The organism is Streptomyces sp. NPDC002138, assembly GCF_040296485.1.
Lineage (GTDB): Bacteria > Actinomycetota > Actinomycetes > Streptomycetales > Streptomycetaceae > Streptomyces.
On record NZ_JBEOXE010000089.1, the window covers coordinates 1 to 16,770 of the forward strand.

The following is a 16,770-nucleotide window of genomic DNA, read 5'->3' on the forward strand; positions in this document are numbered from 1 at the left end:
TCTGGGCGCGGGCGGCGATCAGCATCTCGGCGGTGGTGGCGTAGGCGGCGCCTCAGGAGAGAACCGCTCCGCTTCGCGGAGCGAAGCCGGCCCTTTGGGCCGGGGTCCTGCGCTTCGCTTCGGACTGTCCGGATTCCGCTGCGCTCCATCCGGACCGGCCCGCTGCGCGGGCCCAGAGAACTCCCTTGCTTCGCGCGGGAGCTGACCCCGTTTCACGGGGTGTAGACCTTCAGCTTGTTGGGGTGTTCGCTTCGCTCCCACCCTGGTCCTTCCGGCTTCGCCTTCAGGACCGTAGGGGCCCGCTTCGCGGTCCCCTACTGACAGCAGCGGGAAGGCCGCGGCCTCTCTCGGCTGACGGCCAGCGGGGGCCAGCCGAGAGCAGGGACCTTGAATCCCCCACTCAGGTGCGTCCCCCCGGTAGGGCTCGTGGTTGGTTTCTGGGATCCCGCTACAGTCCATGACTCTTCCAGGCCCGAGAGGCCGTCCAGCTGGCCCGGGCTTCGCTCTACCCCACCTGATTCATTATAGAGCCAGGATAGATATGGGAACGGATCCGTTGCAGCGCTCCGAGTGCAGCGGCCGGGTCCCCCGTGTGCGGCGAATGGGGACACGGCCCAGTAGTGCACGGTAGTTGGACGTATTTCACCGCATCGTGTGGATCGGCGCATCTGCGCCCCGCACCAATGGGTAGTCCCTTGGTGGCTCTTCATGGGGCCGATATGACCGGGTGCCCAGGCCATCCATCGCCCTCACGTCCCATCACCTTCCACGTACGGGTCAACCGTCCCCGCCTCCTCAAAATCGACCGGCCCACCCAGGAGGAGACAGGCCAAAATGCCCATCACAAACCGCGTCGACCAGCGCGAGGCCGCTCAGCGAGAAGCCGGTGGCCGTGGCTGGTGCGCGAGGGTCACCTGGTGCCGCTGTGCGGGGCGTGTGCCGGCGACCGCGGGGCGCGGGAGAGGGTGTGGATGCTCAGTGCGGACCGCTGGCGGGTGTGCGGGGAACATGGGCGGTTCACCGACAGCGACAGCACCGGGGGCGAGCGCGGGCTGTCGCTGAAACTGCTGCCGGAGACGGCCCGGGCGCACCACGAGCGGGAAGCCCTCCAGCGTCGGTACGGGCCGGCGGGCCGGGAATTGTTCGCCGATGCCTTCCAGATCACGGTGCACTGGTGGACACACCTTCCCGGCACTCCGCGGTGGATACGGCGGGCGGGGGAGGCGGACCTCACGGCGCGGGCGGTGTCTACGGCGCCGCTCGTGCTGATGCCGGAGGCCGCGGCCGTGGCGGAACAGCTGGCTGCTTTCGAATACACGGACCGCCGGGACGGGCAGGCCCGTACGCGATGGCTCGAAGGAATGCGGGACGAGATGGACCGGTGGGGCGTCGACTTCTCGGTCGGCCGGCTGGCGCTGATGGACTGGCTGCAACGACACAGCACCCCTACCGCCTGGGCGCCGGACACCGCCGGCGGGCTTGCCGTAGATACGGCACCGCCGGTGCGACCTGGTCGTGCCGGCGGACCGGCCGCTGGAGACCCGCGGCAGGTGCCGGTCCTGCGGCTGACAGCCGGACACACACGAGCGGCACAATCCACCGGGGTCCTGGAGGCGGCATCGTGCCTGCCCTGGCAACTGGGACAGCCGGCATGCGAGATGTGAAACCCGTCGGCGCGACGGCGTCCTCTGCGGGCGGCGATGCCGCGGAGGATACGGGAACAGGCAGTGGCGTTCCCCGACGGTCTGGTGTGCGCAGCGGCGCGACACTTCTGCGGGAAGCGGGCGGCATGAGCGTGGTGGAGAGTCCCGGCGGCCTGCCGGAGAGCGAGACGGTCCGGAGCCTGGAGCGGGATGTCGTGGCCTGGTACCGCGAACCGTACGGGCGGGTGCGCTCGTGCGGCGCAGACGAGCTCCGGGGAGTGGCGCTGGAAGAGTTCGGGCCGGTGAACGAGCCGGTGCCCTACCGGGGCCGCAAAGGCATCATCACCTACTGGCCGGTGGCGACCCGGGAGCAGACGGTAATGTGCTCCAGTCTGCGGCAGTGGCGCCTGACACTGGAGCTGGACTTCGAGCCGGCCTGGGTGGCGTTCAGTGCCAACCCGGTGGAACTGCGGTGGCGGGCGGGAGGCCGCCTTCGCCGCTGGCGCCCCGACTTCGTGGCACGCACGGCCAGCGGCGCGCGTGAGGTACTGGTGCTGAAACCGCCCGGCGAGGGAGAGCCTGCCCGCCGCGAGACTTCCGGTCCTTGAGGCGGTGGCACGGGCCGGGTGGCGGGTGCGGCAGGTGGATGAACCGTCGGGCCTGCGCGAGCGCAACCTGGCGTGGCTGTCCGGCTACCGGCTTCCCCCGGGCGCCGAGGACGGCCAGGTGTGGGCGCTGCTGGAGGCGTTCCGGGAGCCGACGGGCCTGCGGGCGGGGGTGGCGGCGAGCGGACTGGACGAGCTGACGGGGCTGGACCTCGCCTACCGGATGCTCTGGCAGCGGCGGCTGCTGTTCGACGACTGCCAGCCGCTGCTGCCCGACGCCGTGGCCTGGACTGCCTGAAGGAAAGAGAGGGGCGCGTGACGGGAACACGTGGAAGCCGGTCTTCGGGGTCGCTGTCGATCGGAGCGCGGGTGCGCTGGCAGGACCGCGAGTGGGAGGTGGTGGCGTGGCAGGGGCCACAGGTCACGCTGGTGCCGCAAGACGGCGGCGTGGCGCCGCAGGCGGTGTCCTACCGGTGGCTGGTGGGCGGGGAGGGTTTCGCCGTCCTCCCCGCCGGCCCTGTTCCGGCCCTGGACGGCGCAGCCCCGCACGGGAGGGAGGGGCAGGAATGGCGGAAGGAGGAGGCTCTGTGGCAGGCGCGCATGGTGGAGATCGACACCGGTCTGGCACCGGGCCGAAGCGAGCATGACCAGGGGTTCGGGCCGGAGACGACGCTGGCCCAGCGGTGTGCCGCGATGTCGGCGCGCCTGGCCGCCGACGGCATCCGCTGCTCCGCCCACACTCTGGCCGACAAGCGGCGCAAGTGGAAAGCGGCCAGGGAGAACCCGGCCGTCCTGCTGCCCAGGCCTCGGGACAAACGTCCGGGGGGCTTCACCGATCCGCGGTGCCTGACGGCCATGCAGGAGGTGGTGACGCGGCGCGCACGCGCCTCGGACGTGACCATCGATCTGATCCGCGAGGAGGTGGAAGACCTCCTGCGCTCGCGGTACGGCGACGAGTTCGACAGCGATCCGGCTGCCGCGGCGGCCCTGCTGCCCTCCCGCTCCGTCTTCTACCTGCGCATGAAGGAGTCCGGCCTGGTCGACGTGCTGACCCAGCCGACACGATCCCGTGCCGCCTGGGCCAGCGCCCCGTCCCTTCCCCACGGCGAGCGAGGGATCATCCTGCGGCCGGGCCAGGTCACCCAGGCCGACACCACGCCCCTGCGGGTCCTCGCCTGCGGCGACGACGGCCGGCCCACCGCCACCGAGATGACCGCGCTCATCGACGTCGCCAGCCACAGTGTGTGCGCACTGATGATCACCCCCAGCCGTCCCCAAGACGCCGTGAGCGGACGCCCCGGCCAGGCGACCCGGGCGATCGATCTGACCTTGATGCTGGCACAGGCCTTCGCGCCCTGGCCGGTGATGCCCGGCTGGGACCCCCTGTCCGCGGCTGCCGCCTCCCGCCTGCCGTTCGGAGCGCTGCGGGCAGCGGACGAGCGGTTCACGAACGCCACGGCCGCCCGCCCGGTCATCCGTCCCGAGCTGATCGTCTACGACCAGGGCAGCCCTTACGTGAGCGAGCACTTCACCGAGGTCTGCGACCGGCTGCGTATCGCACGGCGCCCCGCGCGCAAAAGGACCCCGTCCGACAAGCCGCTCGCCGAGCACTTCTTCATCACCCTCGCGCACCGATTCAGCCAGCACATCCAGCACGGCTGGCAGGGGCGCAGCCACCAGAAACGTGGTCGCGGTATCGAGCGGATGCCGCTGTACACGCTTCCCGAGCTCCAGCAGATGGCACAGGAATGGGTCGCGTTGGAGTACCAGCAGACCCCCGATGCGGGACTGCGCGACCCGATGCGGCCCGGCATCGTTCTGTCCCCCAACGACATGTACGCCGTGCAGGTGGCCCGCAGCGGCTACCGGCCGGTGCCGCTCACGGCCGCCCAGAACCGCTTCTTCCTGCCGCCCCGGTGGGTCACTCCCGGCAAGAGCGGATTCATGATCAACTACCGGACCTATCAGCCCGTCGCACAGGACGCCGGGCACTACCGCGAGATCCTCCTGCGCGGCGGCTCCAAGCTGCCCGGCCGCAGGGACCGGTGGGAATGCCGCTTCAATCCCTACCGCCCCGAGCGGGTATGGCTGTACGACCACACATCGGGCACCTGGGTGACCTGCGATTTCCGGCTGCGGCACCCGCTGGGCGACCCGTGGACCGCGGACATGTGGCAGGAATACGCCGAGCAGCACCGCGCGGCCGGCGGCAGCGAACGGGACGAGGAGGCCATCGCCCTGGCCTTGGCACAGCGCGACCGGTGCCGACGCAGCCGCAGGCCACCGCCGAAACGCACCGGAGCCGAACCACCCTTCCAGGGCGTGGAGCTGGATACTGAACAGCCGATCGAAGATCCTTACGCAGGCCTCCAGGAGTTCGACCTGTCGACCCTGCAGCCCTACCCGGCACTGCCCATCTCCCCCCTGGCGACGGCACCCACACCCCTGTGGCCCTCGCTGCCCGCGGGCACTGACAACGCGGACGGGCGGCCGCAGGACAGGAATGCGCCGCACCCGCTCACAGCGCTCTTCCCCGCAGGCGGCGATGACAGGGAGCCGGAAATCTCCGCGGCCGGAACACCGGAAACTGATGAGGAGGTCATCGAGGCCGAACTCTGCGACGGCCTGGATCCCGACGGCGTGGACGGCCTGGAGGACGCAGGCAACGCATGGGATGCGTAGCAAGCGGCAGCCCAGGGTGAACGACAAGGCCGCCGACCGGCCCGGGCCGGTCCGTACGTCCGGGCCAGAGCCTGCACGGACGCACAACGTGCGGCAGGACCCTGACGAGAGAGAACAACGATGAAGGCATCCGTCCAGCTGCGCGATCAGCGCGAGGCCCGCCTGCGCCAGCAGATGAAGAACACCCCGATGCGGCCGCTGCCACCGTTCCAGCTCACCAGCTGGAACCACTTCGTCGACGAGGAAGTCAAGCCGCCCGAGCTGACGGCGGGCAGCCCTCCCGCCGCGGACCGGAAGAAAGACCAGACGGCCCTCGCCTACCACCGGCATCTGCGGATGGTGCCCACCGACGCGATGACCCACATGCAGAACATGGTCGTCGAGGCAGTCCACCTCAACAGCGGGCGCCGCGAAGGCCTGATGGACCAGGTCATCGACGGACCCGCGGGCACCGGCAAGACCTGCCTGCTGCGGGCGGTGGGACGCGCCGCCCAGAAAGAGATCGAAGCCGCCACAAGGGGCAGGCAGCCCAACCACATCCCCGTCGTACACATCACCACCCCCGCCGACCCCGAATCCAAGACGAACTGGATCTGGGAAATCGCCTCCTACCTGGGCCTCAACCCCGAACCGAGGAACATCGCCGAAGTCCTGGAGATGCGCCGGCACCCCGACCTGACCCTGCCGGTCAACTACATCCTGGAGACGACACAGACCCGCCTGCTACTCATCGACGACATCAACCGCGCCTCCCCCGCGCAACTGGCAGACGTACTCCCCTACTTCGACTACCTACGCGACAAACTCGGCATCTCGCTCCTCTTCTGCGGCACCGGCGCCAGCCACCTCATCCACCAGGCCCGCATCCAGGCCCAGGACGCGGCCCTCGTCAGCGAGGAGAACCGTCTGCGGCTCCAACAAGCCGGCCGCTCCACCACCCCCACCGACTCACCCTCGCCCACCGCACTGCTGCCCGTCACCTGGCTACACCCCCTCCCCTGGACACCAAGGACCCCGAAACCTTCCGGAAAGTACTGGCAGGCTTCGAAGCCGACCTGCGCCTGCACCAGCTCGAGGAACACGCTCTGAGCCAACACGCCGTCGAACTGCACCGGCGTACCGGCGGCTACTTCAACGCCCTCGCCCACACCATCTCCACCGCCGCCCTCATCGCGATCCGCACCGGCAGCGAGAACATCACCATGAAAGAAATCGACACCGCCACCACCCTGCTCAGCACCTGAAACGAACACACCCGCGACACAACCCCGTCGGCAAGCAAACGAGAGCGGGTGACCGGGGGACGGAGTCTTCGTTCTCCCCCAGCCGGGACAGCCCACGCAGGCAGAGGATGGAATCGGCGCGGCTGCGGTGAACCGCAGCCGTGCGGCCCCGGCTCTGTGGAGCGCCGGGGCCGCCGCCTCTGCTCACTGCTCTGCGTGCGTTGCGGGGTCGACCGGGTCACCCGACCTGGTCGACCCGGTCAGACACCCCCAGCGACCTTCCCCAGGTCGATCCAACCCGAGCCGCTCGCGCTGTCCCCGCCGTTCCAGGCGTAGACGGTGGCGCTGCCGTTCGGGCCGCCCAGGATGTAGTCGGCGTTGGCATCGCCCGTGAACGCGCCGAACTGGACCCGGTTCTGGTCGGTGGTGAGGCCAGTGGCGACCTGGCCCGTGGCTTCCCAGCCGCCACGGCCGTCTCCACCGCGGTTCAGGGAGACCGTCACCGAACCGTTGTCCCTGATCAGGTGGTAGTCGGCCTTGCCGTCGCCGTCGAAGTCGGCGAACCGGACCCGAGAACGGTCGGTCGTCAGGCCCGTGGCGACCACGCCACGGAAGTCCCAGCCGCCCCCGGAGTCACCGCCACGGTTGAGGTAGGCCTCCACCACGCCGTTGTCGTTGATCACCAGGTAGTCGGCCTTGCCGTCGCCGTCCCAGTCGGCGAACCGCACCTTGGTGCGGTCCGTCGTCATGCCCTTGGCCACCTGGCCCGCGTCCGCCCAGCCGCCATGGCCGTCTCCACCACGGTTCAGGAAGACGCTCACCGCACCGTTGTCGTTGACCAGGATGTAGTCGGCCTTGCCGTCGCCGTCCCAGTCGGCGAACCGCACCTTGGTGCGGTCGGTGGTCAGCCCTGTGGCGATCTGTCCGAGCACCTGCCAGCCTCCCCCGGTGTCGCCGCCGCGGTTCAGGTAGACGCTCACCGCACCGTTGTCGGCGACGTTGAGGTAGTCGAGCTTGCCGTCGCCGTCCCAGTCCGCCCAGCGAGTGCGGTCCCCGGCGTTGCCCACCTCGGTGCCGGCCACGGGCACATGCGCCTGCTGGCTGTCGATGACGACCTCGGTGCCGAAGGACTGCCCGCTGGCATCGGGCGCCTTGGCCGGCCAGTAAATGACCTTGTTGTCGGTCTTGCGGGCCCACAGGTCTGGCAGGTTGTCGCCGGTGACGTCGCCGACCGAGCCGAGCGTCGGGTAGGCCGACTGCGGCAGGCCTCCGCCGATCTTCACGCGGCTGGCAGGGTTGCCCCAGGTGGTGGGGTCGAGAAGGCCGTTGACGCCCTTGCTGCCGTAGGTCCGGAAGATGTCACCAGTGGCGTTGTCGCGGAGCCACAGGTCGGCGAGACCGTCACCGTTGACGTCACCGGGAGCGATGACCGTGAACTTGTCCCAGTCGCCGTTGCCGACGAGGACCGGCCCACCGCCGTTGTCGAGGCTCTTCGCGGCCCGGTTACCGTAGTAGGCCCACAGCTGCTTGCCCTGCTTGACCAGCAGGTCCGGGACGCCGTCGCCGTTGATGTCACCCGGGGTGACCATCTGCTCGGCGTTGTACCAGTGGTCGTCGCCGTTCCAGTCGTCTCCGAAGTCGCAGCCGAGGGTGGGGTCCTTGACCGGGCAGGAAACGGACAGCGCGGTCGGCCGGTTGACGATGACGCCCTGCCCGTTGTTCGGGTAGGTCCACAGCATCTTCTTCTTCTCGGTGGCGATGTACTGGAGGGAGACGAGATCGTTGTACCCGTCCGTGCCCCAGTCACCGCGCGCATCGGTCTGCGCGCCGTCGAAGGTCATACCGCCACTGGTGCCCGCGGAGAACTTACTCGCGCCCTGGCCGGCGTAGGTGAAGAGCTGGCCCTTGGTATCGACACTCCAGATGTCCCGGTTGCCGTCGCCGTTGAGGTCACCCGGGCCGTCGCGCTCCGTCGAACGGGTCGCGTAGTAGCGGTACGCCTCGGTGTCGGAGCGGTTGCCCGCCAGGTCAACGCTGTACGCCCAGACCGTGTGCGGGCCGTACCCGGGCGGGGCGATGGGCACCGTCGCCCCCGGTTCGATCCGCTTCATCCGGGGCTCGGAGTCGGTGTAGTACCAGATGTCCTTCACGTCCGTCACGCCATTGGCGCCGAAGGTGAAGCTGCCCGGGGTACGGGCCTTGCCGGTGTTCGCGGGCCAGCCGGCCTCGCCGCTCGGGAACTGCGGTGAGCTGATCACCGGCGGCTTGCTGGGCCGTGTGCGATCCACGGAGAACTTGCAGGTCGCCGACCAGCCGGATGTCAGGCCGTCCTGATCCTTCGCACGGACCTGCCAGGTGTAACTTCCGTTGGGCAGGCTGGCATTCGGCACGGTCCACGTCGCGACCCGTCCCCGGCCGGCGGGGATCGACTGGGTGGCGGCCGGGGTGCTCTGGCCGGCCTTGAATATCTGGAACTCGGCGGCCAGGTTACCTCCGTCGGGGTCATCGATCGTCGCGTAGACGCCGATGGCTGCGTTGCCGATGAGCCCGCCGTCGGTGCAGGAGGTGTACGGGTCCGTGCCCGGGTTCGAGGGCGTGCTGGGCGGATGGTTGTACTCGGTCTCCAGAGTCAGCGTCTTCGGGTCGAAGCGCTTCCAGCCGAAGGTGTCCGACTCATTGCCTGCGTAGAGGCCGACGGTGACGCTGCCCCAGTTTCCAGCGGCGGACTGCCTGGCCAGCGACGTCGCGTCGAACTCGAGGTTGCCGGCAGCGCAGTCGCTGCCGCTCCAGCCCTTGGCGTCGTTCACGGTCGCCAGTTTGGTGTTCCTCGACGGCTGGTTGTTCCAGCTCGTCTTGGAGGAGATGCCCCCGTTGAGCGTCCACAGCTCGACCGGGCGTGCCTGGCAGGACCAGGACCAGGTGTTGCGGATCCGCAGCGTCGACTTGTTGACCTGCGCGCCCTTGATGTTGGACGTGTCGATCTGGAAGAAGGACCGGGAAAGCCCGTCGGTCTCGTTCTCGTACCCGACTCGGACGTCGTCCTTCGTGTTCCAGTACGAGTTGGTCTTGTACTTCGCGTACACCCGCGTCCAGTTCTGCCGCTCACCCCACGCCCACGAAGGGTCGATGAAGACGGGGTACTTGGTCTGCGCGCCGGTCAGCAGTGCCTGATCGGGCTTGATCTCCAGCGTGCCGTTCGCCACAGTCGTCGGCATCTGCGCGTCCTTCGCGCCGGCCGGCGGGGTGAACACGTCCCCGGGCGCGGGCGTCTCCGCTGCTGCGGCAGCAGCCGGGGCGGCCGGCACCTTCGTCGCCGGCGAGGCCGACGGGGCGCTCGTCGCGGTGGTGGAGTCCCACATCAGCGGGGACGGGCTCGTGAAGACAGTCTGCCCGGCCGGGTCCGTAGTCGTGATGGAACCGGTCGCCGCGTCGGTGGCAACGTTCAACCCCACCGTGTCGACCTTGAACTTCAGCGACGCCAGCTCGGGATTGTTCGCCGCGGACGCGGTCTTGACGACCAGCAGCTGCGAGAAGCCCTCGACCTCGGCCTTCACCTGAAGGTCCACGTCTGCCAGCACGTTCGCGTATGTCGCTACATTGCCCGAGAGCGAGGGCTTCGGCAGCGCCTTGGGCCACGAAAGCGACAGTGTCCGCCCGTCCTTCACACCCGTCAGCAGCGGCCCCGTACCGCCCCCGGAGAACGCTACCGACACGACCGCCGCCTTCGAGACGACCGTCCCGTCGGCCGCGAACACCAGCGTCGGATCCGTGGGCGCCCACACACCACCACGCAGCACCCGGACCGGGGTGCCGTACCGCTTCACCGACCACTTCCCGGCCGGCGTCGCCCACGTGTCCGAGGACTCCGTCCGCGCGGAGACCAGTTCGTACGGCAGGCCAGTCTCCTTCGCCTTCTGTAAAGCGAAGTCTTCTTCGCTCATCGAACCGTCGGCCACCGGGTCCGCCGATGCCACGGCCGCCGCCTGCACCGGCAGCGAAATCAAACCGGATGCTGTAATTCCACCCACTAGCAACACGGGAATGACCCGTCTGCGCCACAGCCTCTTCAACTCGCCCCACCCCTCGAAATTCCAAACTGGCGGCGCCACTTTACCTGCCGGATGCCTTCAATGAAGCGCCACCCCTAAAGAGAATCCACAGGTCAGACGCAACCTAAAATCTCCTTAAAGTCCAGTGCTCCACACGTCAGTTCGAACCTAGTATTCGGCGATTTTGACCATTTACCATGGGGTGGAACGTGGGACGACGAATGCGTATGAGGGGGCTTTCGGCAGTGGTGACTGCCGCAATCCTCGCTGGGGTGCTGCCAGGGGTGGCGGTAGCGGAGGGGGCCAAGAACGGCCCTTCGCTGCCCGGGCTGAAGCAGCCGAAAGCGGTTCCCGTGGCAAAGGTCTCCGCGGGTGGCGAAAAACGCCCGGACGCGGCGGCCGACGGCGCAGGCAAGAAACAGAAACCGAAGGCCGGCTGGCCCTCGGCAGGCTCGGCCGAAGTGTCCCTCGCCACGGGCGGACGCGCGGGCAAGCTGCCCGTGACCGTCTCCCCGGCCGAGACCGGGCCGGGCAAGTCCGTCCTGCTGAAGAGCAGTCCGGCAGCAGGTGTCACCAATCCCGGCCGGGTCAAGGTCGACGTCGCGGACCAGAAGGCCGCCCGCAAGGCGGGCGTGAACGGTGTCCTGCTGTCGGTGGGGCGCTCCGACGGCGTCGCGAACTCCGTCCCGGCCAAGATCGAGGTGGACTACGACTCCTTCCGCCAGGCCTTCGGCGGTGACTACGCGGCCCGCCTGCGCCTCGTGGAGCTGCCGGCCTGTGCGCTGACCACTCCCGAGCTCGCCGCGTGCCGGATCCAGAAGCCGCTGCAGACCAGGAATGACACCGCGACCGGCAAGCTGACCACCCAGGTCAGCGCTCCTGGCGCAACGCCGGCCACGGCCAAGTCGGCCCGGTCCGCGTCGGCCGCCGCCCCGGGGGCGATGGTCCTCGCGGCTACGGCGGGCAGCGCGGGTCCGACCGGCGACTACAAAGCGACCTCTCTCCAGCCCTCCGGCGCCTGGACCTCGGGCACCTCGACGGGCGGCTTCAACTGGTCCTATCCGATCGAAGTACCCGACGTGCCCGCGAGCGTGGATCCGAAGGTCTCCCTGGGCTACAGCTCGCAGTCGGTGGACGGCCGTATGGCCGCGTCGAACAGTCAGGCCTCGTGGATCGGGGACGGCTGGTCGTACGAGCCGGGCTTCATCGAACGCAGGTACAAGTCCTGCGAGGACGACAAGACCGGTGGCACGAACACCACCAAGGTCGGCGACCAGTGCTGGTTCAACGACAACGCCACGATGTCGCTGGGCGGCAAATCGACCGAGCTCGTCTACGAAGCCGGCAAGGGCTGGCACCCCGCCTCCGACGCGAACGAGAAGGTCGAGAAGCTCACCGGCGCCGTGAACGGCGACAACGACGGTGAGCACTGGAAGGTCACCACGGCCGACGGCACCCAGTACTTCTTCGGTCTGAACCGGCTTCCCGGCTGGAAGGACAACGGCGCGGCCGCCGACGATCCGACGACCAACTCCGCCTGGACCGTGCCGGTCTACGGCAACCACGCGGGCGAGCCCTGCTATAACGCCGCGTTCGCCAACGGCTGGTGCCAGCAGGCCTGGCGCTGGCAGCTCGACTACGTCGTGGCCCCCAGCGGCGACGCCATGGCCTACTACTGGAAGACCGAGACCAACAACTACGGCCGCAACGTCTCACCCACCACGGGCAACGGCACGGTCACCCCGTACGTCCGCGGCGGCTGGCTCGACCACATCGACTACGGCCTGCGCTCCGACACGGTCTACACCGCCAAGGCGATGGGCCAGGTCACCTTCGACGTCGCCGAGCGCTGCCTCACCAACTGCGGCACCTTCGACGAGAACAACGCCAAGAACTGGCCCGACGTCCCCTTCGACCAGTTCTGCAAGGACGGCTCGGCCGAGTGCAAGGGGCAGTTCTCCCCGACCTTCTGGATCCGGATGCGGCTGACCGGGATCAACACCAAGGTCCTCAGCGGCGGCGCGTACAAGGACGTCGACTCCTGGACTCTGGAGCAGGATTTCCCACCGTCCGGCGACGGCATCTCGACCCCGCTCTGGCTCAAGTCCATCCGGCACACGGGCAAGGCAGGCGACGGCCCCGACATTGCGATGCCGCCGGTGACCTTCGCGGGCGAACAGAAGGCGAACCGGGTCGACAAGACCGGTGACGGACTCGCCCCCTTCATCCGGCTGCGCCTCTACCAGGTGACCACCGAGACTGGCGGCACCATAGGTGTCACCTACTCGCAACCCGACTGCACCACCGCGACCCTGCCGCAGCCGGACCAGACCAACACCACCCGGTGCTATCCGGTCAAGTGGGCGTGGGAGGGCGACACCGCGAAGGTCGACTGGTTCAACTCCTACGTCGCCACCCAGGTGGTCGAGGGCGACAATCTGGCCTCCACACCCGACAAGGTGACCTCGTACGCCTACCTCGGCGGCGCGGCCTGGGCCAAGGACACCAGCGAGTTCGGCAAGCCCGAGAACCGTGTGTACTCGGTGTCCCGCGGCTACGGCCTCGTCCAGACCCGCACCGGCGCCGCCGGTGACCCCAGGACACTGAGCGAGACCCGTTACTTCCGCGGCCTCGACGGACAGGATGTCAAGGACTCCGCGGGTGCCGTGGTCACCGACCGGGAGCAGTTCGCGGGCAGCCCCCGCGAAACCGCCACCTACAACGGCGACGACACCACCAAGCTCGTGGCCGGTACCTCCGTCACCCCCTGGCGTTCGGCCGCCGTCGCAACCCGTACCCGCCCGGGGCTGCCAGACCTCGTCGCGTACAAGACCGGCACCGAGAAGGAATCGACCCGCACCACGATCACGGCCGGTACCCGCACCACCGAGAAGACCCAGCACTACGACGCCTACGGCATGATCGACACCGTCTCGGAGACCGGCGACACCGCCAAGACCGGCGACGAGAAGTGCACTACCACCAGCTACGCCCGTAACACCGGCAACTGGATCCTCGACAAGGTCAGCCGCGTCGAGACCGTGGCAGTCCCCTGCGGCAGCACGGTCAACCGCCCGGCCGATGTCATCTCGGACACCCTCACCTACTACGACAACGGCACCCTCGGCACGCTCCCCGGGCCCGGTCTGGTCACCCGGACGGAGAAGATCAACGGCAAGGGCGACGGCTACGACGTCCAGTCCACGGTCCCCAGCACCTGCGGGGCCGCGAAGAACCAGCTCTGCTACGACGTCTACGGCCGCCGGCTCTCGGAGGCCGACGCGTACGGCAAGGTCACCACGACCACGTACACCCCGGCCGCCGGCGAGGTACCGACCTCCACCACGGTGACCAACGCCAAGAGCCACACGGTCACCACGGCCCTGGATCCCTACCGGTCCCAGCCCCGGCAGGTCACCGACGCCAACAACAAGGTCAGCACTACCGAGTACGACGCGCTCGGCCGGCTCACCAAGGTCTGGCTGCCGACCCGTTCCGCCACCACCTACCCGGACTCACCGAACCAGTCCTTCGAGTACCTGATCCGCAACGACGGGCCCATCGTCGTCACGACCAAGACCCTCACCCACGACAGTCAGTACTCCGTGAGTTACTCGATCCGCGACGGCCTGCTGCGCCAGCGCCAGACCCAGCAGGAGTCCCCCGACCGGTCCGGACGGCTGCTCAGCGAGGTGTTCTACGACACCCGAGGCCTGGTCTGGCGCAACTCCGGCACCTACTACGCCACAGGGGCTCCTGACGCCACCCTCGTCACCGGTCAGCAGCTGAACTACCCGTCCTCCACGGACACGGAGTTCGACGGCGCCGGACGGCCCACCGCGGTCATCTCCAAGAAGTTCGGCGACGAGACCAAGCGTACGACGACCAGCTACACCGGTGACACCACCACAGTCGTCCCTCCCCAGGGGGGCACCGCCGCCACCACCGTCGTCGACGCCCTCGGTCGTACGGTCGAACTCAAGCAGTACACGGACGCCGCCCTCACGGCCTCGCAGTCCACGTACTACCGCTTCAACCGGCTGGGACAGTTAGACCAGCTGACCGATTCCTCAGGTGCGCAGTGGGCGTACACCTATGACCTCCGCGGGCGCAAGACCCGGACGAACGACCCCGACAAGGGCGTCAGCACCACGGTCTACGACCAGGGTGACCGGGCCACGGACGTCACCGACGCCCGTGGGGTGAGCCTCCACACCGACTACGACGAACTGGGCCGCAAGACCGCGGTCTCGAAGGGGGGCACCCTCCTGACGTCCTGGACCTTCGACACCGTCGCCAAGGGCTACCCGGCCAAGGCCACCCGGTACGTGGACGGCCAGGCGTTCGAGTCGGCCATCACCACCTACAACGGCCTCTACCAGCCGGTCGTCACCCAGCTCACCATCCCCTCCACCCCGGACACGGGTGCGCTGGCGGGCACCTACAAGTGGACCACCAGCTACAACCCCAACACCGGCCAGACGATGTGGACCCAGCAGCCAGCGATCGGTGACCTGCCAGCCGAGAAGGTCACCAACACCTACACCCCCGTCACCGGCCTGCTCAACACCGTCGGCGCCGGCACCGACGTCCTCCTGTCGGCCGCGACCTACGACCACTACGGCCGTGACACCCGTCAGGAGTTCGGCGACTTCGGCCAACACCTGTGGACCACCACCGAGTACGACGAACACACCGGCGCGGTGAGCCGCTCGTACGCCGACCGCGAGGCCGCACCGCAGCGGATCGAGGACACCAAGTACGGATACGACCTCTCCGGCAACATCACCTCCATCGCGAGCGCGTTCGGCCAGGACGCCCTGCGCACCACGGACACCCAGTGCGTCAGCCTCGACACCCTCGGCCGGATCACCCAGTCCTGGACCAACACGGGTGAGCAGTGCGCATCGGCGCCCTCCGCCTCCGTGGTCGGCGGCCAGGACGCCTACTGGACGACCTACACCTACGACGCGGTCGGCACCCGCAAGACCGAGACACAGCACAAGACGGCCTCCGGCCCGACCGCCGACACGCTCCGCACCTACGCCGCCCCGACGTCCGGGAAGCACGACCTGCCCAAGGTCACCCAGACCGGCACCGCCGCGCACGACGAGACCTTCACCTACGACACCGCGGGCAACACCAGGACCCGCGCGATCGGAACCGCCCCCGGGCAGACCCTGAACTGGGACGACGAAGGCCACCTGGCCTCCGTCACCACGGCCGGGACCGAGACCGCCTCCTACCGCTACACCTCAGAAGGAGACCGCCTGCTCGCAAAGGACGCCACCGGCACCACGCTCTACATGCCGGCCGGCAACGAACTCCGCCTCTCCGCGGGCAAGCTCACCGGTACCCGCTCCTACACGGCGGGCGCGGAAACCGTGGCCATGCGGACCGGCGGCAAGCTCGCCTTCCTGCTCAACGACCACCACAACACCTCGACCACACAGGTCGGCGCGGATGCCGCGCAGAGCATCACCCGGCGCAAGACCGGCGTCTTCGGCGGCGCCCGGGGCACGAAGCCGGCCGACTGGTCCGGAGACAAGGGATTCGTGGGCGGCACGAACGACGCGGCCTCCGGCCTCGTCCACCTCGGAGCCCGCGAGTACGACCCTTCACTCGGCCGATTCATCTCGGTGGACCCGCTGTTCCTGATGGACGACCCGCGTCAGCACAACGCCTACCAGTACGGCAACAACAACCCCGTCGGCAACGCGGACCCGAGCGGCCAGGCACTGGAAGAGTGCGCGAGCGGCATGTACAGGTGCCACGGCGGCAACGACCCGTACGACTACGGCAACCGGTACGAAACCATCGTGAACTCCGTGGGCGGCACCCTTGACCCGGAATACGTGGAACAGAAGCAGCGCTACCAGTCCGCCTGCCGGCACGACCCCGACTGCAAGTCGAGCGGCTCCTACGGGTCGTTCTCGTCGTCGTCCTCCTCCAAGAACTCAGGCGGTCAGTCGGAGGAACCCAGGCCGAGGTCCCACAAGAGCGTCCTGGACACCATCACTGGCGGTCTCAAGAACGCGTGGACTTCGACCAAGAACTCGGCATTCGGACAGTGGGTCGGTGACCACTGGGGTGACATCAAGGACGTGCTGACCGTCGCCGGATTCGCCGCCTGCCTCATCGCCACGGTCGGGGCCTGCATGGTGGTGGGCGCCGGAATCGCGGTGGTCAAATTCGCGGGGGATACGATCGAGGAGGTCAATGCGACCGGCAAATTCTCCGGAAAGACCCTGGTCGCCGGAGCCAAGGACCTGGCCTGGGTCGCGGCCGGGGGAGGAACCGCGGCCGCGTTCGGCCGTGCCTTCGGCGGGGCTCGTACCTGGGCAGAGGCCTACGGGACCTCCGCCATCGTCCGGGAACTCTCCGTGCGCATGGTACGGCCGGCCAACAGCGTGAGGCACGCCCTCATGTATCAGACAACCCGGGTACGCATGGGTGACACCACCGCCAACATGGGCGTCAACGCCGGTTTCAACACCGCGTTCTGCGGATCGGGCAACACCAGCCTCGGCGCCTACATGGGCGGGTGTTAGAAATATGACCGACGTCT

7 protein-coding genes are annotated in these 16,770 nt (G+C 68.6%); 6 read left to right on the forward strand and 1 reads right to left on the reverse strand.

The window, feature by feature from the left end:
• The first annotated feature begins 971 nt into the window (after positions 1 to 971).
• From ABT084_RS34305 to ABT084_RS34325, 5 genes are all read left to right on the forward strand, one after another.
• Positions 972 to 1,664, forward strand: a complete 693-nt coding sequence (locus tag ABT084_RS34305; protein WP_351052643.1) for a hypothetical protein — start codon at positions 972 to 974, stop codon at positions 1,662 to 1,664.
• Between the two features lie 125 nt (positions 1,665 to 1,789).
• Entirely contained in the window at positions 1,790 to 2,251 is a 462-nt protein-coding gene (locus ABT084_RS34310) for a hypothetical protein (protein ID WP_351052646.1), read from the forward strand.
• Positions 2,252 to 2,285: 34 nt separating this feature from the next.
• Complete coding sequence (locus ABT084_RS34315; protein ID WP_351052649.1) at positions 2,286 to 2,546, forward strand: hypothetical protein; 261 nt, start codon at positions 2,286 to 2,288, stop codon at positions 2,544 to 2,546.
• 17 nt (positions 2,547 to 2,563) lie between these two features.
• On the forward strand, positions 2,564 to 4,930 hold the full coding sequence (locus tag ABT084_RS34320) for a transposase (RefSeq protein ID WP_351052651.1): 2,367 nt from the start codon (positions 2,564 to 2,566) through the stop codon (positions 4,928 to 4,930).
• A 120-nt stretch (positions 4,931 to 5,050) separates the two neighbouring features.
• The gene (locus ABT084_RS34325; RefSeq protein ID WP_351052654.1) at positions 5,051 to 6,019 is read left to right on the forward strand and encodes an AAA family ATPase; all 969 of its coding nucleotides are present in this window, start codon (positions 5,051 to 5,053) and stop codon (positions 6,017 to 6,019) included.
• A 394-nt stretch (positions 6,020 to 6,413) separates the two neighbouring features.
• On the opposite strand, the gene ABT084_RS34330 is transcribed toward ABT084_RS34325, so the two are convergent.
• Positions 6,414 to 10,157, reverse strand: a complete 3,744-nt coding sequence (locus ABT084_RS34330) for an FG-GAP-like repeat-containing protein (RefSeq protein ID WP_351052657.1) — start codon at positions 10,155 to 10,157, stop codon at positions 6,414 to 6,416.
• 506 nt (positions 10,158 to 10,663) lie between these two features.
• On the opposite strand from ABT084_RS34330, the gene ABT084_RS34335 reads away from it, so the two are divergent.
• A complete protein-coding gene (locus ABT084_RS34335) occupies positions 10,664 to 16,753 on the forward strand; it encodes an RHS repeat domain-containing protein (RefSeq protein ID WP_351052659.1) in 6,090 nt (2,029 codons plus the stop codon).
• The last annotated feature ends 17 nt before the right edge of the window (positions 16,754 to 16,770 follow it).